Raw genomic sequence first — 21834 nt, forward strand, 5'->3', positions numbered from 1 at the left:
TGATCGGCATGATCGACGGCCGTTTCGTGGTGGACGCCCACGTCCACACCCCCCGGATCCCCACCGTGAAGCAGGCGTGGAAGGACTGGGCCCACGACTTCGCCGGGGCGTACCCGTGGCGCACGGTGTATGACGACGCCGGGTCGGTGATTCCCGCCGCGATGGACGAGCTGATGGAAGCCGAGGGCGTCGACCGGGTGCTGCTGTTCTGCGAGTACAGCCCGCGCGCCACCGGCATCCAGCCGATCGAGGACAACCTGCCGCTGGTCGCGTACAACCCCACCCGGTTCCGCCTGGTGGCCAACGTGAACCCGCACCTGCACCACCCGCTGCGCGACGAGGTCCAGCGCCAGCTCGACCTGGGCGCGGTGGCCTTGAAGATCCACCCCGTCCACGGGTGTTTTTCGCCCGCGGACAAGGAGCTGTACCCCGTCTACGAGCTCTGCGCCTCCCTCGGCGTACCCGTCATCCTGCACTCGGGCTGGTCCGTGTTCCCCGGCTCCCGCGCCAGCTTCGGCGACCCGGCCCTGCTCTCCGACGTCGTCGAAGACTTCCCGTCCGTGAACTTCGTCTTCGCCCACGGCGGCCGCGGCTGGTGGTACGACATCGCGGCCTTCATGGCCCAAGCGCGCCCCAACGTCTGGCTCGACCTGGCCGGCCTGCCACCCAAGAAACTCCCGGACTACTACGCCCGCTTCGACCTCTCCCGGCTGGCCCGCAAGTGGATCTTCGGCACCGACTGGCCGGGCGTCCCGGGGACCGCCACGAACGTCCGCGCGATCGCCGGGCTGGGCCTCCCGGAGGACACCCTGGGCGACGTGCTGGCGGGCAACGCGCTGAAGCTGATGCCGGGGCTGAAGTAGGTCCCTCGCTTCACCCGGTGCAGCTCGTCTGCCTGCGGATACATCTTTTCGCCCGATTCGGCGGCGTGTCGGGGCAAGGGGATCCGGCGAGGGTGCGCGCGTCGTCTGCGTTGCGGACGAAAGGACGTGGGCATGGCCGACAACGGGGAGCTACGGCGGCTTTCGGAGCTGGTCGTGCGAGTGGTGGCCGCCGATCCGGGGTTGCGGGGTGAGGCGGAGGACGCGTGCCAGGCGGCGTGGGTGGAGTTCCTGGGGCGGCCCGTCGGGGTGCGGGATCGGTCGCGGCTCGGTGCCTGGTTGTCGACAGTCGCGCGGCGGCACGCGATTCGGTCGGTGCGGCGGCAGGCGCGGGGCGCCGGGATGGATTTGGCGGCCGACGGTGCGGCCGAGTCGCCGGAGGCGGTGGCGGTGCGCGGGGATCTGGCGGCCGCGTTGTGGCGCACGGTGGAGGGGTTGCCGGATCGGCATCGGCGGTTGATGTGGTTGCTGGCGCACCGGCCGGAGCTGTCGGCTCGGGAAGTGGCGGCCGAGTTGGGTGTGTCGCCGAGCAGTCTGGGCAAGTTGAGGAGCCGGTGCCTGGCGGTGCTCAGGTATCGGCTCACTGCGCAGGGGTACAGCTATCCCTGAGCAGCGGACGAACCCGGTGAGACGCGCAGCAAGCGCTGCCGATCAGCGGAAAACCGCCAAGCAGCGGAAAACAGCGGCTCAGTGGAATCAGCGGGATCCGCCGGCCGGCGGACAACAGCCGCTCAGCGGAATCAGCGGGATCCGCTAATCAGCAGACCGTCGTCAGCCCCTGATCTCGTGGAGGCAGAGCACGTTCCCCTCCGAATCCGAGAACCACGCCGCCCGTTCTTTTCCCACCTCGGCGATGTGGTCGACGGTCTTGAGGCCCTCCACGTCGACGTCCTGGAACTCCACGCCGCGGTTCTCCAGGGCGGACATCTCGGCCCGCAGGTCGGTCACTTCGAAGCTCAGGGCCGTGTTGGGGCTCTGCGACCCCGGGGGCATGGGGCGCAGGCCGATGGTGCCGGCGCCGGCCGCGAAGTACTGGGTGCCGTCCTCGCCGGTGGTGACGGGGGCGAGGCCGAGGGCGTCCGAGTAGAAGTGGGCGGCGCGGTTGGCGTCGTTCACCGGGAGCATGGTCGTGATGGTCGAGTCGGTGAGCATGTCAAAAGCATGCGCCGACCAGGTAAAACGCCGGTAGTGCCCGTTTTTCAGCCGTTGACCGAACGCAGGGTCCGCATGGCCGACGCCAGCGACGCGGCGTCTTCGCCCAGGGGCGTCAGAACGATGCGGCGCAGGATCTCCGCACACGCCGACCGGGCTTTCAGCGCGACGTCCAAGCCGTGCTCGGTCAGCGACGCGAACGTGACGCGCCGGTCGTCCGGGCTCGGGATGCGGCAGATGAGGTCCGCGGCGACGAGCCGGTCGGCCACCTTCGTGAAACCGCCGCTGGACAGCGCGGCCTCGGTGGCCAGACGGGTCATCGGCATGCGGTGGTCGGGCGATCGCACGAGCCTCAGCAGGATGTCGAACGACGCGGGCGCCAGGCCGAAGCGGTCGGCGATCTCGCCCATCAGCGTGTCCTGGGTGGCCAGGTAGCCCTCGATGACGAGGCCCCACCAGGTCACGATCTCGTCGTCGTCCGTGCGCGGGTCAGGTGTCACGGGCCACAGGCTACCCCACAGTCTCACCGGAATATATCTTGCGCGCGAGAGGTTTTGCGGGTTAGCGTTGAGCAACAGCACCCGAGGAGACCTGATGTCCATCAAGACCAGCGGGCTGCACCACGTCACCGCCATCGGCGGCAACCCGCAGCGCAACGTCGACTTCTACTCCCGGACCCTGGGGCTGCGGCTGGTGAAGACCACCGTCAACTTCGACGACCCGGGCACCTACCACCTCTACTACGGCGACCAGTCCGGCAAACCCGGCTCGCTCATGACCTTCTTCCCGTGGCCCGACGCGCCCAGCGGCCGCCTCGGCACGGGCCAGGCGACCACCACGGCGTTCTCCGTCCCGGAGACCTCGCTCGGCTGGTGGCAGCAGCACCTCAAGGAACAGGGCGTCGAAACCAGCAAGATCCGCAACGCGGACAACGAAGAGACGCTGACCTTCCGCGACCCCGACGGCCTGCAGATCGCGCTCGTCGCGCACCCGCAGGGCGACCCGCGCGACCCGTGGGACACGAAGCTCGTGCCGGCGGAGAACGCCATCCGCGGCCTGCACTCCGTCACGCTCTCGGTGTCCGAAGAGGACGCGACGGCCGGCATGTTCACCGACGGGCTGGGACTTTCCTTCCGCAGCCAGGAAGAAAACCGCTTCCGCTTCGAAGCCGGCGCGGGCGGCCCCGGTGCGTACGTCGACGTCCTGGTGACGCCGGAAGTCCCGCGTGGACTCGTGGCCACCGGCACCGTGCACCACGTCGCGTGGCGCGCGCCCGACGAGCCGACGCAGGCCGCGTGGCGGGAAGAGCTGGTGGACAAGGGAGTGCACGTGACGTCCATTTTGGACCGGCAGTACTTCCGCTCCATCTACTTCCGTGAACCCGGCGGCACTCTGCTCGAAGTGGCCACGGACGCGCCCGGCTTCGCGATCGACGAGCCGCTGCTCGAACTCGGCCGCGCGCTGAAGCTGCCGCCGTGGCTCGAACCGCGCCGCGACGAGATCCGGCACATGCTCCCGAAGCTCAACCTCCCCACCGAGAACAACCCGGAGCTGGCATGAGCACGCTCGAGCACAAGTACGCCGAAGGCGACGCGACGAAGCCCGTGCTGCTGCTGTTGCACGGCACCGGCGGCGGCCCCGACGACCTCCTCGGCCTGGCGCGCGAGCTGAGCCCCGGCTCGGCGACGCTCGCCCCGGCCGGGCCGGTGTCCGAATTCGGTGCGGCGCGGTGGTTCCGCCGGCTCGCCGAGGGCGTGTTCGACCACGCGGACGTGGTTAAGCGCGCCGGCGAACTCGCCGACTTCGTCGAGTGGGCGCGCCAGGAGTACGGCCTGGGTGATCGCCGGCTCGTGGCCGTCGGCTTCTCCAACGGCGCCAACATCGCCGCTGCCGTCACGTTGCTGCGGCCCGAAGTCCTGAAGGAAGCCGCGCTGTTCTCCGGCATGTCCCCGGTTCCGCAGCCGCCCGAGTTCGACCTGTCGGGCTCGCGCGTGTTCCTCTCCAACGGCGAGCAGGACCCGATGGCCCCGCTGCCCTCGACGGAGGAGTACATCCGGCTGCTGGAGGAACGCCACGCGGACGTGACGATCCACCGCCAGCCCGGCGGGCACCAGATCACGCTCGACGGCGTCCGCGCGGCCCGGGAGTGGCTCGCTCGCTAGGGTCGAGCCCATGACTTCCGGGGCACTCGAGCGCGCGACGAACCTGCTGAGCAAGACGATCCTGTCCGACGGGCACAACGACCTCCCGTGGGAGCTGCGGAAGCAGGGTGGACCCGACCCCGCGGCCGCGGCCGCGGCGCTCGACCTCACCGTGCGCCAGCCGTCACTGCACACCGATTTCCCCAAGCTGGCCGACGGAAAGCTCGGCATGCAGTTCTGGTCGGTCTACGTGCCGTGCCAGTTCGAGGGCGACAGCGCGGTCACGGCCGTGCTGGAGCAGATCGAGGTCGTGTACCAGCTCGCCGAGCGCTACCCCGACCGCCTGCGCATCGTGACCACGGCCGACGAAGCCGAGGCCGCGTTCGCCGACGGCCGGATCGCGTCGCTGCTCGGCGCCGAAGGCGGCCACAGCATCGCCGAATCCCTCGGCGTGCTGCGGATCCTGCGCCGCCTCGGCGTCCGGTACCTGACGCTGACGCACAACTTCAACACCACGTGGGCCGATTCCGGCACCGACGAACCCGCGCACGGCGGGCTCACCGACTTCGGCCGCGAGGTCGTGCGCACGATGAACGAGATCGGCATGCTGGTCGACCTCTCGCACGTCGCGCCGAGCACCATGCGCGCCGCGCTCGAGGTTTCCAGCGTGCCGGTGATCTTCAGCCACTCGTCGTGCATCGCGGTCAACGACCACCCGCGCAACATCCCCGACGACGTCCTCGCGCAGCTGCCCGGCAACGGCGGCGTCGCCATGATGACGTTCGTGCCCGCCTTCATCTCGCCCGCCGTCGCCGCGTGGGACGAGGAGCTCAAGGCCGCGATGGCGGCCGCGGGCCAGGAGTTCCGCAACCTGGGCCAGCGCAACCGCTTCGCCGAGACGTGGGGCGGCCCGGCGAAGCCCAAGGCGACGGTCGCCGACGTCGTCGCGCACGTCGAGCACGCGCGGGAAGTCGCCGGTGTCGACCACATCGGCCTCGGCGGCGACTACGACGGCGTCGCCTCGCTACCGGAGGGCCTGGAGGACGTGTCGAAGTACCCGGTGCTGTTCGCCGCGCTGCTGGACCGCGGCTGGAGCGACGAGGACTGCGCGAAGCTCGCCGGCCGCAATGCGCTGCGCGTGCTGCGGGACGTCGACGCCAAGCGCTGAAAGACCGGTACTCACCCGTTAGGGTTCCAGAACCGGCGTTCGCGCGGGTCGGGGCGGACAATCGGGGCATGTCCCACGCACGAAGTGAGCACACCACCGGAGCGACCGGCTCCGGGACCCCCGAGGTGCCGGGTGTCCAGGTGCCCGGGACCGAGCCGATTCCGACTCAGCCGGGTGGCACGACCACGCCGACCAAGACCGGGAAGCGCCCCACGCGCGTCAGCGGTGCCTGGATCGCGGCGGTCGTCGCCATCGTGCTGCTGGCGTTCTTGCTGGTGTTCATCCTGCAGAACCTGGACAGCGTGACGGTGCACTTCCTCGGCATGTCGGGCAGCCTGCCGCTCGGCATCGCGATGCTGCTGGCGGCGCTCGGCGGCATGATCGTGATCGCCCTGGTCGGCGGGGCCCGGATCTTCCAGCTGAAGAAGCAGTCCAAGCGCCTGCAGAAGTGACGGGGTCCGGACCGGTGAATGTCGCGCGCCGAAGCCGGCGGTGCGACATCCACCGGTGACACCTGTGTCCGACGGGGCAGCCCCGGTCGCCGCAAACGCTTGCGCGCCACCGAACGCCGTGGTCACGCGATGACGGACACCATCTCGAGCACCGCCGCGCAAACGCTTTCGTCGCCCTTCGCGGAGACGCGACCCGCCACGTCCGCGGGCTTCACCATGCGCACGCACAGCCGCCAGAACGTGTCGGCGTCGGTGGTCACCGACGCGAGCGGTGCGCGCGACGACGGCGCCCCGCGGTCGAGCGTCCAGCCGCCGTCCGCGGCGCGAGCGGTCCACCGGCCGCCGCCCGGGCCCGTGACGGTGTAGCCGATCTGCCGGCCGCTGCGCGCCGTGACGTCGCGCAAGGTGTGCGGCAGCGCGCGCATGAAGGTGTCCACCACCGGCGCGCGGAACTCGGGGTCGTCGAGCAGTGGCGCGCCCACGGCTTCGCGGATCTGCTGCTGGTGCACCCACAGCTCCGTGTACTCGCGCGCCACGTCGAGCCACCGCGGCGCCGGTGCGGGACCCGCCCACGTGACGGGCCCGCCGAGTTCGTCGAGGTCCTGGCGCTTCCACATCTCGGTGAGCTGCGCCGTGCTGTCCACGACCATCGCGAACAGCACCTCCGGCGACAGGCGCCGGCACGCGCGCACCCACTCGTCGTTGATCCGGTGGATGAACGCGGGGAACGGCTCGCCCGGCGCGGGCGAGGTCGCCTCGTAACCGTCGCGGTCTCGGGAGAGCCGGCCGAGCTTGCCGCCCAGGACGTGGGCGACGAGGTCGTGGACGCTCCAGCCGGGGCACGCGGTCGGTGCGGCCCACTGGTCCGCGTCGAGGTCCGTGAGCACGCTGACCAGGGCTTGTTCCTCGCGGGCGAACAGCGGGAGGACGTCGATCGGCGGTCCCCAGAGCGTCGCGGTCATGGGCGTCATCCAACACCACGCCAGATTGCCTACCCGCAGGTAGCATCAGCGCGGAACACGAGGAGGACACGCCTGTGGACAGTCAGCGACCGAACGGCCGGACCCCGGTGGACGACGTGGCCACCGTGGCCCGCCGCGCGGGGCAGCTGGCCGGCTGGGCCGCGCGCGCCGGCTTCGGGCTCACGCGCAAGCTGCCCGGCGTCGACACCGCGGAGCGCGGAATCCGGCAGGTCGAGCGCACCCTGCTGAGCGAGCTGCGCCGCCGCCTCGACGAGGTCGACGACCCGTACCACGCGGCGCTCACCGCGGCGTCGGCCATGAACCGCGGCGAGGTCAACGGCCGCGTGGTCGAGTCGACCGTGACCCTCGTGCCGGCGCGTCAGCACGAAGAGCCGCTGCGCGCCGCGATGGCCGAGCTGCTCAACCACTCCATCGGCTTCGGCCGCGACCGGGCCCGCGAGTACCTCTACGCGATCATCCTGCGCCAGCTCACCCCCGACGAGGCGCGCATCCTCGCCGCGCTGTCCGACGGTTCGCCGTTCCCCACCGTCGACGTCGCTGAGCGCACGAACCTCGGCGCCACCGGCCGGATCGTGCTGCGCAACGCGTCGACGGTCGGCAAGGCGGCCGGGGTGTCGCTGCCCGACCAGGTGCCCGGCTACGTCACGCGGCTGATCGGGCTCGGCCTCGTCGACCTCGACGAAGAGGTGCCCGCGCTCGAGACCCAGTACGAGATCCTGCTGACCGACGAGACCGTGCGCGAGGTGGAGAAGCAGGTGAAGCGGGTGAAGGTGATCCGCCGGACCGTGCACATCTCCCGGCTCGGCGCGCAGTTCTGGCAGGCCTGCGACCCGAGCTTGGGTTAGCGTGGGCGCCTTCCTCGCCGGCGTCGTCGACGACTTCGTCCGCCACTGGCCGCTCTACGTCACGATCCCCGTCGTCGCCGCGCTCATCGGGTACGGCACGAAGCTCGTCGCGATCCGGATGATGTTCCAGCCCGTGGAGTTCCTCGGGATCAAGCCGTTCCTCGGCTGGCAGGGCATCGTGCCCAAGCGCGCCGCGCGGATGGCGAGCATCGCGTGCGACACGATGACCGAGCAGCTGATCAAACCGGCCGAGATCGTCGCGCGGCTGGACGCCGACCGGATCGCGCGGGAGATCGAGAAACCGTTGCAGGCGGCGGTCGAGGACATCGTGCGCGAGGTCGCGGGCCACTACCAGCCGGGCCTGTGGGAGTCGCTGCCGGTGGGGGTGCAGCGGCTGGTGATCCAGCGCGTGCAGACCGAATCGCCGCACATGGTCAAGGCCGTGCTGGAGCTCATCAAGTCCGATGTGGACAGCGTGTTCGACCTCAAGGGCATGGTCGTCACGAGCCTGGTGAAGGACAAACGCCTGCTCAACCGGATCTTCCAGGAGGCGGGAGCGCAGGAGTTCAAGTTCATCGCCCGGTCGGGCCTGGCGTTCGGCGGGCTGATCGGCGTGATCCAGATGATCGCGTGGGTGCTGTTCAAGTTCCCGCCGATCATGCCGATCTTCGGTCTCTTCACCGGCTGGTTCACCGACTGGCTGGCGCTGCGCATGATCTTCTACCCGCTGGAGCCCAAGCGGTACTTCGGCGTGCAGTGGCAGGGCCTGTTCCTCAAGCGGCGCGCGGAGGTGGCGGAATCGTACGGCGCGTTGATCGCCAAGGAGATCATCACGCCGCACAACGTCATCGAGGCCATCCTGCGCGGTCCGCTTTCCGACCGCGTGCTCGCGCTCATCCAGCGCCAGCTCGACGTGGAGATCGGCCGCGCCGCGAACGTCGCGAAACCGTTGCTGGTGTTCGCCATCGGCAGCCGCCGCTACCAGGACGTGAAGTTCGCGATCTCCGAGCAGATCATGGCGCGCCTGCCCGAGACGATGCGCTACATCGAGGATTACGCCACCGACGCGATGGACATCCGCAACGTGCTGGTCACCAAGATGAAAGAACTCTCGCCCGAGGAGTTCGAGCAATTGCTGCGCCCCGCGTTCCAGCAGGACGAGTGGATCCTCATCGCGACGGGCGCTGTACTCGGTTTTTTGGTAGGAGAGGGCCAAGTTCTGCTGCTCGAACACCTCGCTTCTTGATCACCCCGCTACTGTGCTGCCGTCGGGACAGGACGTCGAGGGGTGCGGCATGACTGAGGGAGCGGCCCCGTGGCCGCAGGAGATCCGGCTCGCGATGACGATGGTCGGGGGCGCGAGCCTGGCCGTCTGGATGAGCGGGGTGGCCACGGAGACGTCGGCGCTGACGCGGGCGTCGAGGTCCGAGACCGGCACCAGCGGGTATCGGAAGCTGCTGGACCTGTTGCGGGCCAAGGTGCGCGTCGACGTGCTCACGGGCACGAGCGCCGGCGGCATCGGCGCGGCGGGACTCGGGCTCGCGGAAGCCTTCAAGTCCTCGCCGCAACCGTTGCGCGACGCGCTGCTGTCCTCGGTTTCGCTGGAGAACCTGATCCGCGACCCCAACGAGAAGCAGCCGCGGTCGCTGCTCGACGGTGACCGCCTGCTCGGTGATCTCGAAGGGGCGTTGCGCGCGATCACCGCCTCGGGTGCGACACCCGTGGAACCTCCGGACGTCACCCTGCTGATGCCCGCCACGATGCTCGACGGCGAGACCGTCCGCTACAGCGACGCGCTCGGAAACCTGGTGCGCGACAACGAACACCGCATGTTGTTCCGGTTCGAAGGTCCACTGTGGAACAACACGGTGCCCGCGCCGCTGGCGCTCGCGGCGCGGTCCACGGCGTCGTTCCCCGGCGCGTTCGAGCTGTCCCGGCTGCCCGTCGGGAGCGAGGTCGCCGACCGGCTCCACCCCGACATGACCGACTACACCGAGCTCACGCGGTCGCACTGGCTCACCGATGGCGGCATGCTCGTGAACAAACCGCTGCGCCCGGCGATGCGGGAGATCTTCGAGCGTTCGTCGGTGGAGGACGTCCGCCGGCTGTTGCTGTACGTCGTGCCCACCGTCGAGCGCGAGGAAGCGGTGCTCCCCGTCGACCCGGCGAGTCCGCCGTTGCTGGGCACCGGGCTGGCCCGCATCGCTTCGACCGTGATCAACCAGACGATCAGCGCCGACCTCCAGGAGCTGACCGAGCACAACTTCGCCGTCTCCGCCACGCGGAACACCCGGGTTTCGCTCGCCGCACTCGGACTCAAGAGCGGGGCGCTGGTCGACGACCGGGTGATGGCGGCTTACCTCGAGCGGCGGGTGGCCGAAGACGCGGCCGAGCTGGTGCGCACGGCCACGAGGTACTACGCGCTGTCGGGTTCGGCGGCTCCGCGGACGCAGTGGGCGACCGGCAGGTCCCAGGACCTGCAGCAGATCGCTTCGCTCGGACTCCGCAACGGGATGCCGGACCAGGCCCCCGGCGCGCTGTGCCGGGCCGAGGAGCTCGAGGCGTACCGCACCACGGCACTCGACGATTCCGTTGCGGCCGGCCTGCAACTGCTGAACGCCGCGTTCCACCTGTTCCCGGATCAGCGGCAGGCGGCGAAGCTGAACGACGTCCGGGCCCGGCTGCACGCGGCTCGGCACAAGGCCGCCCGCGGAGTCCGCCTCGGTCCGTGGGTGGCGCGGCACGAGCCGCCGGCCGACGGCACGTCGTTGCCCGATTGGGTCACCCAGCTGGCGCAGGAGTGGGCGCGGCTGGGCAAGTCGGACGCACTGGTGCAGGCGTGGTCGCTCCTCACCTCGGCGTTGCGGGACGCGGCGCCGGTGCTGAGGGAGCTCTTGGCCGAGCCGTCGGACAAAGCGCTGATGGCGAAGACCGGCGGGGTGCGCGGCAACGACGGGAGCGAGCTGCCGGCCGACCTGGGCCAGGCCGTGGGCAACGCGGCCGACGCGGTCTCGACGTTGCTCGAGTGGTTCGGCCTGTCCGAGCCGGAAGTCTCCGAGCAGGCGTTGCTGTCGAAGCTGCTCCTGCTGCACGTCGCGACCCGCGGCCTGCTCTCGCAACCGCCGTCGGTGGACCAGCGCGTGGATCTCGTGCAGGTCAGCGCGGACACGCGCACGCTGCTCGATCTGAGCCGGCAGCGCGCCTGGGACAAGCTCACGGGCCTGCAGGCGGACTTCTTCGGCGCGTTCTACAAGGCTTCGTGGCGCGCGAACGACTGGCTGTGGGGCCGCATCGACGGTGCCGGCTGGCTCGTGCAGTGCCTGCTGGACCCGCACCGGCTGCGGGTGCTGCGCAACGTACTCGGCGCGGAGGCGTTCCGCGACGAGGTGCGAGAGGCGTTCAAGGCCGTCGGCTGGCAGCTGCCGAGCGTCGCGGACAACGTGCCGGCCGCGGACGTCGAGGCGCTGGTGGCGCAGGTGGGCGAGGAGCTCGGGTTTCTGGGCCTGGACGCTCAGCTGGGCGACGTCGCGTTCACCGACGAGCTGCCGACCAGCCTGCCGATGACGTCCATGGTGCTCGCGCGGGCCCGTCAGCTGGAGATCGCGCAGGAGGAGCTGCCGGTCGTCGCGGAGCAGGCCGCGGCCGACGCGGCGCTGGGCAACGGCAAACCGTCCGAGGCGTTCCGCAAGGTGATGGCCACGCCGCCCGCGGACGCCGCCGCGACGCAGCGTGCGTTCCAAGCCTGCCAGGTCTCGGCCGAACGTTTCGACGGCGAACGCGGCACGATGCTGCTGACCAAGACGCTGGTGAAAGCCGGCGCGACGGGCGTCAACGCCGCCGCGAGCGCCACCCGCGTGCCGGCGTCGCTGCAACCGGCCGCCAAGGTCGCGCAGGCCACCGGCCGCAGCGCCTGGTGGGTCACGCAGGGCGCGACGCGGCTGGGGCGCCCGTGGAACCTCATCGCCGCCGCCGTGACCGCCGTCGCCGGTCTCGTCCTCGGCGGCAACGGCGGCCAGGTCCTGCAGTGGGTCGGCCCGCCGGTTGCCGCGGGCGCGGTCGTGTTCCTCGTGGTGAGCCTGCTGACGCTCAAGCGCACGTGGCGGATGCTGCTCACACTGCTGTGCGTGCTCGTGGCGCTGGCGTTGCTCTTCGCCGCCTTCCTGCCCGTACTGGCGGTGCCGCTCTTCGGCTTGCTCGGCACGCTCGTCACCGGCTGGCAGCACGGGGAGGCGCCGGTGTGGTGGCTGCTGGTGGTGCTGCTGCTGGTGCTCCCCGCGGTGTGGACCCCGGTCGCGGCATTGCGACGCCGGAACCGCTCCCGGCGGCCCGCGAAGCGGCGGACCCGCGCGGCCGGCGCGACGACGACCGGGAGCTGACCGAGCGTCAATTGTGGCGAAGTGAAAAGTTCATACCGGGTGGTATTGGCCGACGCGGCCGGCCGAGGTGCCCCGCAGCCGGAAATCCGCTGGTCCGCACCGGTCTTCGGGACGCCCGCGTTGATCACCCAGCGGGTTCGGCACGTCACGGTGGAAGTCGAAGGCCCAGGTCAGGACGCGCCGCCTGACCGGGGAAACGCGGCGTCCGCGTTGCGCGGAGCCCCGTGAGGCGTCATCGTCGGAAGTGCGAACCTCTCCGGAGGCCGCTCACCGAGGTGGGCGGTCCAGGCGCGCGTATGCCCCGTGCGGGCGCGGATGAAACGTGTTTGTGGGCCTGCTCACCGGACGGTTCGCGTTGCCGCAGGTGAGGGAGGTGGGCGTGGTGTGCGTCGCTGGCAGGAAGAAAATTCTCTGTTACGTTTCCTGAGTATGTCCGGAAAGCACTTGATCGAATCCCCGACCAAGGCCGATGGCGCCGCCCTCTGGCGAATCGCGCGTGATTCGCAGAAGCTCGATCTCAACTCTCCGTATGCGTACCTGCTGTGGTGCCGCGATTTCGCGGAGAGTTCGGTGGTCGCCCGAGTCGACGGTGCGGTGGTGGGGTTCGTGATCGCCTACCGGAGGCCGACCGAGCCCGACGTCGCGCTCGTGTGGCAAGTCGCAGTCGACGCTTCACAGCGCGGGAAAGGCCTGGCCGGGCAACTGCTCGACGCCCTGTATTCCCGCTTGGTCGACAACGGGGTGCGGTACCTCGAAACCACGATCACCCCCGACAACGAAGCTTCGATCCGCCTGTTCGCGTCGTTCGCGAAGCGGTGGAACGCTTCGTTGGACCGCAGCAGACTGTTCGAAACCGTAGATTTCCCGGAAGACGGCGAAGGCGGGCACGAGCCCGAAGACCTTTACCGCATCGGACCGTTGGTCCGTCAATAACGCGTCAATTTCGGGGCGAGTAGGAGCAGAGAAAAGTCATGAGCATCTTCGAAGAGCTCGAATCGGAAGTCCGCAGTTACAGCAGGGGCTGGCCGGTCGTGTTCGACCGCGCTCAGGGGAGCCGGCTGTACAGCGAGGACGGCAAGCCCTACCTCGATTTCTTCGCCGGTGCCGGTGCGCTGAACTACGGCCACAACAACCCGAAGCTCAAGGCCGCGCTGATCGACTACATCCAGCGCGACGGCGTCACGCACGCGCTCGACATGTTCACCGTCGCCAAGCGCGACTTCCTGGAGACCTTCCAGGGGAAGATCCTCGGGCCGCGCGAGCTCGACTACAAGATCGTCTTCCCCGGTCCCGGTGGCGCCAACGCGGTGGAAGCCGCGCTCAAGCTGGCCCGCAAGGTGACCGGCAAGGAATCGGTCATCAACTTCACCAACGCGTTCCACGGCATGACGCTGGGCGCGCTGTCGGTCACCGGCAACTCGATGAAGCGCGGCGGGGCGGGCATCCCGCTCGTGCACGCGACGCCGATGCCGTACGACCGCTACTTCGACGGCACGATCCCCGACTTCCTGTACTTCGAGAAGCTGCTCGAAGACTCCGGCAGCGGCCTCAACGAGCCGGCCGCCGTGATCGTCGAGGGCGTGCAGGGCGAGGGTGGCATCAACGCGGCGCGCACCGCCTGGCTCAGGGGCCTGTCGGAGCTGTGCCAGAACCACGGCATCCTGCTCATCCTCGACGACGTGCAGATGGGCTGCGGCCGCACCGGCCCGTTCTTCAGCTTCGAGGAAGCGGGCATCAAGCCCGACATCGTCTGCCTGTCGAAGTCCATCTCCGGATACGGCATCCCGATGGCGCTCACGCTCATCAAACCGGAGCTCGACGTGTGGGAGCCCGGTGAGCACAACGGCACGTTCCGCGGCATCAGCCCCGCGTTCGTGACCGCCACCGAGGCGATCAAGGAGTACTGGAGCGACGACGAACTCGAAAAGTCCACCAAGGCCAAGGGTGAGCGCATCGCCGGTGCCTTCAAGGACATCGTCGAGGCCTACCCCGAGGCGAACCTGCTCGCCAAGGGCCGCGGTCTCGCGCGGGGCATCGAGTTCGCGAGCGGCGACCTCGCCGGAGCCGTGTGCAAGGCTGCCTTCGAACGCGGCCTGCTGATGGAAACTTCGGGCCCCGACGGCGAAGTCATGAAACTGCTGCCGCCGCTGACCCTCACCGACGACGAGCTGACGCAGGGCCTGTCGATCATCGACGAGTCCATCGCGGCCGTCCTGAAGTAGCCACTTCGGACTCGAACCGGCCGGAAGATCACTGCCGGCCCCGAAAGTCCTGGGCTGAAAAAGTTCTGTCCTGAGAAGACAAGGAGCGACCTTTGCTGGTCCGTACGCTCGACGAAGTCACCGACACCGACGCTGACATCAAGACGCCCAACTGGCGGAGCAAGCGCATCATCCTCGCCAAAGAAGGCGTAGGCTTTTCGGTGCACGAAACCACGCTGTACGCGGGCACGGTGAACGACTTCTGGTACGCAAACCACATCGAGGCCGTTTTCATCACCTCCGGTGAGGGCGAGGTGGAGGACAAGGCGACGGGCGAGGTGTACCCGCTCAAGCCGGGCACCCTCTACCTGCTGAACAAGCACGACAAGCACCAAGTACGGCCCAAGACCGAGATCAAGTGCGTGTGTGTGTTCAACCCGCCGGTTACCGGCAAGGAAGTGCACGACGAGAACGGCGTGTACCCGCTCGTGACCGAAGAAACCGCCTGAGCCCTCCCGGCGACCGCCCGCTGCCACCACCACACCCCGACGAGAAAGAACGTTAGAAACCAGGAGGCGAGCCACTGTGACGCTCATGGACACCCGGGTCGGAGACAGTTATCCGACGCGGATCACCGGTACCCCGGAGCACCTTCCGCGCGTGCACCCCACGGTGTGGGGCACCGAGGCAGACGGCCCGATCGACGCCGCCACGCTGGCCAACCACGAGGCCCGCGGGTACACGATCGACGAAGGCCTGCTCTCGCCCGGTGAGGTCCAGACGTACTGGCAGGAGCTCGTGCGGCTGTCCTCCGACCGGGGGCTGCGAGCCGACGAGCGGGTGATCACCGAGGCGAAGACGGGCGAGGTCCGGTCGATCTTCGACGTGCACGTGATCTCGGACCTCATCGCCGAGCTGGTCAAGGATCCGCGGATCCTCGACCGGGCCCAGCAGATCCTCGCGTCCGACGTGTACATCCACCAGAGCCGGGTGAACTACATGCCGGGCTTCAAGGGCACGGGGTTCTACTGGCACTCGGATTTCGAGACCTGGCACGCCGAGGACGGCATGCCGACGCCGCGGGCCGTCAGCTGCTCGATCGCGCTCACGGACAACTACGCGTTCAACGGCGGCCTGATGGTGATGCCGGGCTCGCAGCGCACGTTCGTGCAGTGCGTCGGCGAGACGCCGGACGACAACTACAAGAGCTCGCTGAAGGACCAGCGCGTCGGTGTCCCGACCGAGGACGACATCACGAAGATGGCGGCCGAGTGCGGCATCGACCAGTTCACCGGCACGGCCGGTTCGGCGCTGTGGTTCGACTCCAACGTCATGCACGGCTCGTCGAACAACATCACGCCGTACCCGCGGTCGAACATCTTCCTGGTGTTCAACAGCGTCGAGAACGCGCTGGGCGCGCCGTTCGCCGCGAGCGAGCCGCGGCCGTCGTTCATCGCCGGCCGCGACAGCACCCCGGTGCGACGGTGACCAGCGTTACGACATCGTCCGGGCGGGTCGCCCGTAGCGGAGGATGCGCACCCTGTTACTTTGTCGCCACTCCGTCGGGACCCTTCGGGTCCGCCGCGGAGCAGCTGTCCGCGGCAGTCCGGGTTCTTCGCTCGGGGTGAGCCCACCCGTCCCGCCGGGACAGCTATGAGGTCGGGTGGACCGCGCCCCCTGGCGGCCCAGTCGACGTCACCGAGTCCGGCCCCGCACCATCAGATCGGGACTGATGGTGCGGGGCCGGATTCGTTTGTGCCGGAGGGTGATCCCGTTACGGCATTCGGGCTACGGCCACTGCTCGCTGGGGAAAACCGTGTGCACAACCGGTGAAACACCGGCTTACGTGCTGGTGTCCGGCGGGTGGAGTTCACGAAAGAGTTGTATCTGTCAGCTCTCGATCACGGTAGGTTGTGCCTTTCTGGCGGGGGAGACGCCGGGACGGGAGGTGCGCGCCGGCATGGGCGAATTCTCGGGCGCGCACGTGCAGCTGCTCGGCCCGGTGAAGCTGCTCGACGGTGCACGTGCGGTTTCCATCGGGGGTCCGGGCGTGAAGGGCCTCCTCGCGCTGCTGGCGCTGCGCGTCGGGAAGGTCGTGCCGCTCGAGGAGATCATCGACGCGTTGTGGAGCCACGACCCGCCCGCCACCGCGCGGACGATCGTGCACGGCAACGTCTCCCACTTGCGCCGCGTGCTGCGTGACATGGGCGGTGCGGCCGTGGCCGAGATCCTGACGAGCCCGCCGGGGTACCAGCTGGCGGTCGATCCCGGCCGCATCGACGCGCACCGCGCGCGGGCGCTGCTCGACCGGGCCGTGCTGGAGGCGCCGGAGCGCTCCTCGGCGCTGCTGGGCGAGGCTCTGGCGCTGTGGCAGGGACCGGCGCTGGCCGGGGTGCCCGACTCCGTGCGCGCGCCCGAGCTGGAAGACCTGCGCCTGGCGATCCACGGCGCGCGCGTGGACGCCGACCTGGAGCTGGGGCGCCACGCCGAGCTGATCGTGGAGCTGAGCCCGCTCGTGCGAGCCGACCCGCTGGCCGAGCGCACGGCCGGGCAGCTCATGCGCGCGCTGTACCACGCGGGCCGGCGCGGCGACGCGCTCGAGCTGTACCGCACCGTCTCGCGCGCGACGCTGCGGACGCTGGGCGTCGAGCCCGGCGGCGACCTGCGGTCGCTGCACGAGCGCGTGCTGAACGACGACCTGGACGTGGTCGCGACAGGTCCGGACGATTCGGGGAAAGCGCCTTCACAGTTGCCGGCCGCGGTGCCGTCGCTGGCCGGCCGGGAGGCCGAGCTGGCGTGGCTCGACGAGCTGGCGGAGACGGGCGAGAGCACCGTCGCGGTGGTGTCGGGAACGGCGGGCGTCGGCAAGAGCGCGCTCGTGGTGTGGTGGGCCCACCGCGCGGCCGCGCGCTTCCCCGACGGCGTGCTGTTCGCATCCCTGCACGGCTTCGACCCGCGGCACGCCCCGCTGGAGCCGGCGGACCTGCTCACGCAGTTCCTGCTCGGCCTCGGCGTCCCGACGGGTGAGGTGCCCGACCGGCTGCACGAACGCGTCGCGCTGTACCGCTCGCTCATCGCGGACCGCCGGCTGCTCGTGCTGCTCGACGACGCGCGTTCGGCCGAGCAGGTGCGGCCACTGCTGCCGCCGAGCTCGCGGTCCATGACCGTGGTGACCAGCCGGTCGAAACTCGAGGGCCTGGCGGTGTCCAACGCGGCCCGGTTGCGCGTGCTCGGCACGCTGGCACCCGCGGACGCCGTGCGGGTGATCGAGGAGCTGGCCGGGCCCGCGGACTTCGACCTCAACCACGCGCTGGCGCGGCTGTGCGGGTACTTGCCGCTGGCGCTGCGGATCGCGGGTGCACGCCTGTCCGCGAGTCCACAGTGGACCACGCAGGACCTGGTGGACGAACTGGGCAACGAACGCACCCGTCTGGCGGCACTGGAGGTCGACGGCGCCGACGGTGCCGACGGCGGTGTGCGCGCCGCGTTCGACGTGTCGTTCCGGGGGCTGGCGCCGCCGGTGGCCGATCTGCTGCTGCGGCTGGGCGCGTTGCCCGTGCGGCAGGTCGGCCCGCACCTGGCCGCCGCGGTGGCGGGCGTACCAGTGGTCCAGGCCCGTCGCGCGCTGCGCACCCTCGCGGCGCACAACCTGCTCACCGAGACCGCCCGCGACGTCTTCGCGCCCCACGACCTCGTGCGGCTGTACCTGCGCGAGCTCGCGGAGTCCGAACTGGACGGTGCCGCGCACGCCGCGGTGCTCTCGCGCGCGGTGCGGTTCTACCAAGCCGCCTCCGACACGGCGCGGCGGCGGATGCTGCGGATCGTCGACCCGCTCGACCTGACGGACCTCATGCCGGCCGACGCGCTGCCGGTCTTCCACGCGTTCGACGAGGCCCAGGACTGGTTCGCGGCGGAGTGGGCGAGCGTCCTGGCTCTGCTCGACGCCGCGTACGCCGCCGGTCTCTACACCGACACGTGGCGGCTCGCGCGCGTCGCGCACACCTACCGCGTCGTGTGCCCGCTGCTCGACGAGTGGACGCGCATGGTGGATCTCGGCCTGGCGGCGGCGGAAGCGTCGGGTGAGGTGCTCGGCCAGTGCTGGATGCTCATCTCGCGCTGCGCGATCGCGCTGACCTTCGAGCTGCCGGCACTGTGTCCCGGGGACGCCGAACGCGCTCTCGAACTCGCCGCCCGGCTCGGCGACAAGCGCTCCGTCACGGTGGCCAACATCCACCTCGGCAGCATGCTGTCGCTCGAATCCCGCCACGACCAGGCCATCTCCCGCCTCCTGGACGCCGTCGCCGAAACCGAGCGCACCGGCGACCTCGAACTGCGCGGCCAGGCCCTCAACAACTGCGCGGAGACGGAGAAACGCGCGGGCCGGCTGGAGGAAGCGGTCGCCCACGAACTCGCGTCGCTCGCCATCGACCGCAAGCTCGGGGACGACAGCTACGTGACGGTGTCCCTCAACAACTTGGCCGAACTGTCGCTGCGGCTGGGCGATCCGGCGGCCGCTTCGCGCTACGCGCGCGAGGGGATCGCGCTGGCGCACACCCGCGGGTTCGACCTGCACGAGGCCATCCTGCGTGTGACGCTGGCGCGGATCCTGCGCCTGGCACCGGTGACGGTCGCGTCGGCCCGGGAGGAGTACGAGCTGGCGGCGCGGTTGTACGAGCGGGTGAACCCGCGGCAGGTCGCGGACGTGCGCGCCGAGGCGGATTCGCTCGGCTGAAGATCGCCGTGCGTGATCTGCGCAAGCGGGTTCTTGGACAATGTTCACCCGCGTTTGCGCAGGTCGGGGATACCCTGGCCGGGCATACTTAGTGGTTTCTTAGCGTCCCGGGGCCGAGTCCGCGTAGGGTCGGTGACGGTGTCGGGGGAGCCCTAGGGGAGGGGCAGGCTGTGAAGCCGGCGCCGCGGGCTCGCAGTCGCGTGCGGTGGGCCCGGAAGAGCCGCCAGGAGCGGCTCGGTGGCGGTTGGCCGGCCGACGTGGGGGTAGGCCGGCCGGCCGCCAGGCCCCTGGGGCGTGGCCCCGCAGCCCCGGCTCACTCGACGTTGGCGGTGCAGAGCGCGATCGTCGAACCGCTGTTGTCGGCGACCTTCTGGCCGTCGACGACGATGGAGCAGGAGATCTGGTTCGCGACGCTCGCGTTCGCGGTGTCGGCGGTGAGCGACAGGATCGGGGTGCCGCCGCTGAAGGAGCCGCGGCCGTGCCAGTCGTCGGTGCTCGCGGGGGCCGTTTCGGTGCGCTGGTCGTTCAGGGTGCCGTAGCGGACGGTCGCCCCACCCGCCGAGGTCACGACGAAGTCGACCTGGTGCTGGTCACCCGGCGCGGGCGGGATGTGGAGTTCGCCGGCGCTGCGGGCGCCGAACACGGACGGGAACAGCACCATCGTCGCCGACAGCAGCGCCGCCACGACCGCGACGACCACCGCCACCACCGCGATCGCCTTGCCGCGCGCCTTCCCGCGCGCGGCCTGGACCACGCCGAGGACCCCGAGCACCAGCCCGGCACCCGCCAGCGGCCACGCCACGTACCCGTAATCGGGCACGAACACCGCCCCGGCCGCCGCGAGGCCCAGCACCAGACCGACGATCCCCAGCGCGTTCGGCTTCGGCCGCACCGGCGGCCGGCTCGGCGGCACCGGCACCACACCGCCGGGGGCCGACGCGGCCTGTCGCGCGGCCGCGCCACGGGCGTCGGCGACGCGGTCGAGCCGTCGCGAACCGTCGCGCGGATCGGCCTGCCGGGCACGCGGCTCACCCCGCCCGCCCCGCGCCGCGGACGGCTCCACCGGCCACGCGCCCGAGTCCGAAGGGCCACGAGCCGGCTCGACCGGCCACGAACCCGTGCCACCGGGCGGAACAGGACCCCGGTCGCCCGGCGGTCCGGGTACGCGTCCAGAAGATCGGCCGTGGCGCGCGGGTGCGGACGGGTGCCGGGGATCGGAGGTCATGCGTGGGGGGCCTTCCGGGTCGAAGTGCGACGACGTTAACCCACACGTACGGGCAAGAGGCGAAATCGTTACGCAGTGGAAAACGTCAGCTATTCACCACGTCGATGAACCACCGGTCATTTACCGCCCTCGGAACCGGCCCGTGACCTGGTCGTTCGTCGCCCGGAAAGTCGGAAGACCCAGCAAATATCGCGCTTGTATACGCGGCGCATGCGAAACGGCAGCGAAATTCGCACTGGTGAGCAAATCCGCGCCCGATTTCAGTGGTCGAACAAGCTCACCTCGGGAGTGATCTCAAGCAGTTCGTGCACGGGCCGGCCCCGGCGCCCGTCGATGGTCGTGGTGCGGACGACGCGCAGGCGCGCGGTCACCGGCCGGTCCAGGTTCTCCTTGATCTGGTCCAGCAGGTCCTCCGCGACGGCACCCTGGATCGTCCCGCCCGATTCGCGCTCGAGGTAGAAGATGCGCCGCCGCGTGCGGACGCCGTCGAGGCGGCCCGTCACGGTCTCGTAGCCGACCGCTTCGCGCGATTCGCGCAGACTGCCCTGCAGCACCCGCGCCTGTTCGGTCGTCATGCTCCGCGTGACCTGCTCGCCCGCGGTCGGGGTGAGCGCCATGCCGATGCCGGCGTGCTTGCTCACCGCGTTGACGACGTCGCTGACGGCGTTGCGCACCGTGTCGCGCTGCAGCAGCACGGCGTCGAGCGCGCCGTCGTCGGAACCGTTGGCCGGCAGGAAGTCGCACAGCTCCTTCACGGCCCGCTCCGACAGCGTCTCGATGCCGTCGTGGATCAGCGCGTCGTCGAGCGCCGGCTCGGGGAAGCCGAAGAAGATCGCGTTGCCCGCCTGGCCCTTCTGGATCAGCGGCGCCTTGTCGCGGTCGGCCTGCTGGACGAACGTGACCTCGTTCGACGGGTTCCGGATGATGTGCCCGATCTTCGCCGTCGCGTCCTGCAGCGCGCGGCTGATGTCGGAGAACGTGTACGCGTCGATGTGCGTTTCGCCGATCACCGACACGTGCAGCAGCGGCGAGCGCGACGTGCGCTCGAACTTCGCGTTGGCCGCCATCGCCGACGCGCGCGCCAGGTCGTCGAGCCAGGTTCCGCCGGGGATCTCGTCGGCGATGCGCCGGAACTCGTTCTTCACCACACCAACTCCGGAATCCCCTTGCCGCCCTCGGCCCACACGGCTTCCCACACGTCCTCGTCGCCGGGCCGGCACAGGAACCCGTCGAGGATGCCGCCCACGGGCTGGACTTGGTCGAGGTACATCGCGGGCTGCCCGACGATGACTCCGCGCAGCGTGAGCAAGCCGTACAACGCCGTCCGCCCGCTGTCGTCGAGCCGCTTGAGCGCGCCCCACTCGTCGGGCAGCAGTACCACGTCGAGCCCTCGCGGCGGGTGGGCCGTGCGCGTGACATACGCGCCGCCGATCCACGCGCGCCCCGACGGGATCACCCGCTGGGCGACGCCGAGGTAGCTGTTGAGCGCGCTGAAGAGGATCTCGCGCTCGTTCTGGTGGGGGGCGTCGTACACGAGCCGCTCGTAGACGTCGGCGAGATCGGCGTGGTGCCGGCCCGGCGGCAGCAGGTTCTGCGGCGTCCAGTGCGGGAGCGCCATCGGACCTCCTGACGTCGTCCGGGGCTCACGGCTCCCGCTCACAGTGCGTAGCCGAACTTA

The 21834-nt window shown here is 70.2% G+C and carries 20 protein-coding genes; 14 read left to right on the forward strand and 6 right to left on the reverse strand.

Annotated features, from left to right (window positions below; genetic code table 11):
* Positions 1-8: 8 nt before the first annotated feature.
* Positions 9-863: an amidohydrolase family protein gene (locus ACIA77_RS14015; protein WP_395886246.1), complete on the forward strand. Its 855-nt coding sequence runs from the start codon at positions 9-11 to the stop codon at positions 861-863.
* Between the two features lie 132 nt (positions 864-995).
* Entirely contained in the window at positions 996-1490 is a 495-nt protein-coding gene (locus ACIA77_RS14020; protein ID WP_395886247.1) for an RNA polymerase sigma factor, read from the forward strand.
* A 162-nt stretch (positions 1491-1652) separates the two neighbouring features.
* Here ACIA77_RS14020 and ACIA77_RS14025 read toward each other — a convergent pair whose 3' ends face one another.
* Complete coding sequence (locus ACIA77_RS14025) at positions 1653-2033, reverse strand: VOC family protein (RefSeq protein WP_395886248.1); 381 nt, start codon at positions 2031-2033, stop codon at positions 1653-1655.
* Between the two features lie 47 nt (positions 2034-2080).
* Positions 2081-2533, reverse strand: a complete 453-nt coding sequence (locus ACIA77_RS14030) for a MarR family winged helix-turn-helix transcriptional regulator (protein ID WP_395886249.1) — start codon at positions 2531-2533, stop codon at positions 2081-2083.
* 94 nt (positions 2534-2627) lie between these two features.
* Here ACIA77_RS14030 and ACIA77_RS14035 point away from each other — a divergent pair, with 94 nt between their 5' ends.
* From ACIA77_RS14035 to ACIA77_RS14050, 4 genes are all read left to right on the forward strand, one after another.
* Positions 2628-3593 carry a ring-cleaving dioxygenase gene (locus ACIA77_RS14035; protein WP_395886250.1) on the forward strand — a complete coding sequence of 322 codons (966 nt, stop codon included), beginning with the start codon at positions 2628-2630 and terminating at the stop codon, positions 3591-3593.
* The gene (locus tag ACIA77_RS14040; protein ID WP_395886251.1) at positions 3590-4195 is read left to right on the forward strand and encodes an alpha/beta hydrolase; all 606 of its coding nucleotides are present in this window, start codon (positions 3590-3592) and stop codon (positions 4193-4195) included. The genes ACIA77_RS14035 and ACIA77_RS14040 overlap by 4 nt, the downstream gene beginning before the upstream one ends.
* Positions 4196-4205: 10 nt before the next feature.
* Positions 4206-5342, forward strand: coding sequence for a dipeptidase (locus ACIA77_RS14045; protein WP_395886252.1), 1137 nt, complete (start codon positions 4206-4208; stop codon positions 5340-5342).
* 68 nt (positions 5343-5410) lie between these two features.
* Positions 5411-5794 carry a lipopolysaccharide assembly LapA domain-containing protein gene (locus tag ACIA77_RS14050; protein ID WP_395886253.1) on the forward strand — a complete coding sequence of 128 codons (384 nt, stop codon included), beginning with the start codon at positions 5411-5413 and terminating at the stop codon, positions 5792-5794.
* Between the two features lie 122 nt (positions 5795-5916).
* Here ACIA77_RS14050 and ACIA77_RS14055 read toward each other — a convergent pair whose 3' ends face one another.
* Positions 5917-6765 carry a maleylpyruvate isomerase family mycothiol-dependent enzyme gene (locus tag ACIA77_RS14055; RefSeq protein ID WP_395886254.1) on the reverse strand — a complete coding sequence of 283 codons (849 nt, stop codon included), beginning with the start codon at positions 6763-6765 and terminating at the stop codon, positions 5917-5919.
* Between the two features lie 65 nt (positions 6766-6830).
* On the opposite strand from ACIA77_RS14055, the gene ACIA77_RS14060 reads away from it, so the two are divergent.
* The 8 genes from ACIA77_RS14060 (at position 6831) to ACIA77_RS14095 (ending at position 18931) form a co-directional block, all read left to right on the forward strand.
* The gene (locus ACIA77_RS14060) at positions 6831-7622 is read left to right on the forward strand and encodes an Abi-alpha family protein (protein WP_395886255.1); all 792 of its coding nucleotides are present in this window, start codon (positions 6831-6833) and stop codon (positions 7620-7622) included.
* A gap of 1 nt (position 7623) precedes the next feature.
* Positions 7624-8868 carry a DUF445 domain-containing protein gene (locus ACIA77_RS14065; protein ID WP_395886256.1) on the forward strand — a complete coding sequence of 415 codons (1245 nt, stop codon included), beginning with the start codon at positions 7624-7626 and terminating at the stop codon, positions 8866-8868.
* Between the two features lie 49 nt (positions 8869-8917).
* Positions 8918-11998, forward strand: a complete 3081-nt coding sequence (locus ACIA77_RS14070; protein WP_395886257.1) for a patatin-like protein — start codon at positions 8918-8920, stop codon at positions 11996-11998.
* Between the two features lie 429 nt (positions 11999-12427).
* Positions 12428-12931, forward strand: a complete 504-nt coding sequence (gene ectA, locus ACIA77_RS14075; RefSeq protein ID WP_395886655.1) for a diaminobutyrate acetyltransferase — start codon at positions 12428-12430, stop codon at positions 12929-12931.
* 38 nt (positions 12932-12969) lie between these two features.
* Positions 12970-14220: a diaminobutyrate--2-oxoglutarate transaminase gene (ectB, locus tag ACIA77_RS14080; protein ID WP_395886258.1), complete on the forward strand. Its 1251-nt coding sequence runs from the start codon at positions 12970-12972 to the stop codon at positions 14218-14220.
* 92 nt (positions 14221-14312) lie between these two features.
* Positions 14313-14708: an ectoine synthase gene (locus ACIA77_RS14085; protein WP_395886259.1), complete on the forward strand. Its 396-nt coding sequence runs from the start codon at positions 14313-14315 to the stop codon at positions 14706-14708.
* A 76-nt stretch (positions 14709-14784) separates the two neighbouring features.
* A complete protein-coding gene (gene thpD, locus ACIA77_RS14090) occupies positions 14785-15687 on the forward strand; it encodes an ectoine hydroxylase (protein WP_395886261.1) in 903 nt (300 codons plus the stop codon).
* Between the two features lie 472 nt (positions 15688-16159).
* Positions 16160-18931: a BTAD domain-containing putative transcriptional regulator gene (locus ACIA77_RS14095; protein WP_395886262.1), complete on the forward strand. Its 2772-nt coding sequence runs from the start codon at positions 16160-16162 to the stop codon at positions 18929-18931.
* 313 nt (positions 18932-19244) lie between these two features.
* Here the strand turns inward: ACIA77_RS14095 and ACIA77_RS14100 are convergent, their stop codons facing one another.
* The 3 genes from ACIA77_RS14100 to ACIA77_RS14110 all read right to left on the reverse strand — a co-directional run bounded on the left by ACIA77_RS14100 (position 19245) and on the right by ACIA77_RS14110 (position 21774).
* On the reverse strand, positions 19245-19994 hold the full coding sequence (locus tag ACIA77_RS14100; protein WP_395886263.1) for a hypothetical protein: 750 nt from the start codon (positions 19992-19994) through the stop codon (positions 19245-19247).
* A gap of 422 nt (positions 19995-20416) precedes the next feature.
* Complete coding sequence (locus tag ACIA77_RS14105; protein ID WP_395886264.1) at positions 20417-21301, reverse strand: hypothetical protein; 885 nt, start codon at positions 21299-21301, stop codon at positions 20417-20419.
* The gene (locus ACIA77_RS14110; RefSeq protein ID WP_395886266.1) at positions 21298-21774 is read right to left on the reverse strand and encodes a DUF6932 family protein; all 477 of its coding nucleotides are present in this window, start codon (positions 21772-21774) and stop codon (positions 21298-21300) included. Before ACIA77_RS14110 ends, ACIA77_RS14105 begins: the two co-directional genes overlap by 4 nt.
* Positions 21775-21834 lie beyond the last annotated feature (60 nt).

The sequence above is a fragment of the Amycolatopsis sp. NPDC051903 genome (assembly GCF_044452505.1).
Taxonomy (GTDB): domain Bacteria; phylum Actinomycetota; class Actinomycetes; order Mycobacteriales; family Pseudonocardiaceae; genus Amycolatopsis.

Bases quoted from the DNA above. Each gene is read 5' to 3' on its own strand.
- ACIA77_RS14035 (WP_395886250.1), top strand. From the start codon at position 2,628: ATGTCCATCAAGACCAGCGGGCTGCACCACGTCACCGCCATCGGCGGC.
- ACIA77_RS14045 (WP_395886252.1), top strand. From the start codon at position 4,206: ATGACTTCCGGGGCACTCGAGCGCGCGACGAACCTGCTGAGCAAGACG.
- ACIA77_RS14015 (WP_395886246.1), top strand. From the start codon at position 9: ATGATCGACGGCCGTTTCGTGGTGGACGCCCACGTCCACACCCCCCGG.
- ACIA77_RS14055 (WP_395886254.1), bottom strand. From the start codon at position 6,765: ATGACGCCCATGACCGCGACGCTCTGGGGACCGCCGATCGACGTCCTC.
- ectB (WP_395886258.1), top strand. From the start codon at position 12,970: ATGAGCATCTTCGAAGAGCTCGAATCGGAAGTCCGCAGTTACAGCAGG.
- ACIA77_RS14110 (WP_395886266.1), bottom strand. From the start codon at position 21,774: ATGGCGCTCCCGCACTGGACGCCGCAGAACCTGCTGCCGCCGGGCCGG.
- ACIA77_RS14050 (WP_395886253.1), top strand. From the start codon at position 5,411: ATGTCCCACGCACGAAGTGAGCACACCACCGGAGCGACCGGCTCCGGG.
- ACIA77_RS14095 (WP_395886262.1), top strand. From the start codon at position 16,160: ATGGGCGAATTCTCGGGCGCGCACGTGCAGCTGCTCGGCCCGGTGAAG.
- ACIA77_RS14025 (WP_395886248.1), bottom strand. From the start codon at position 2,033: ATGCTCACCGACTCGACCATCACGACCATGCTCCCGGTGAACGACGCC.
- ACIA77_RS14020 (WP_395886247.1), top strand. From the start codon at position 996: ATGGCCGACAACGGGGAGCTACGGCGGCTTTCGGAGCTGGTCGTGCGA.
- ACIA77_RS14040 (WP_395886251.1), top strand. From the start codon at position 3,590: ATGAGCACGCTCGAGCACAAGTACGCCGAAGGCGACGCGACGAAGCCC.
- ectA (WP_395886655.1), top strand. From the start codon at position 12,428: ATGTCCGGAAAGCACTTGATCGAATCCCCGACCAAGGCCGATGGCGCC.
- ACIA77_RS14070 (WP_395886257.1), top strand. From the start codon at position 8,918: ATGACTGAGGGAGCGGCCCCGTGGCCGCAGGAGATCCGGCTCGCGATG.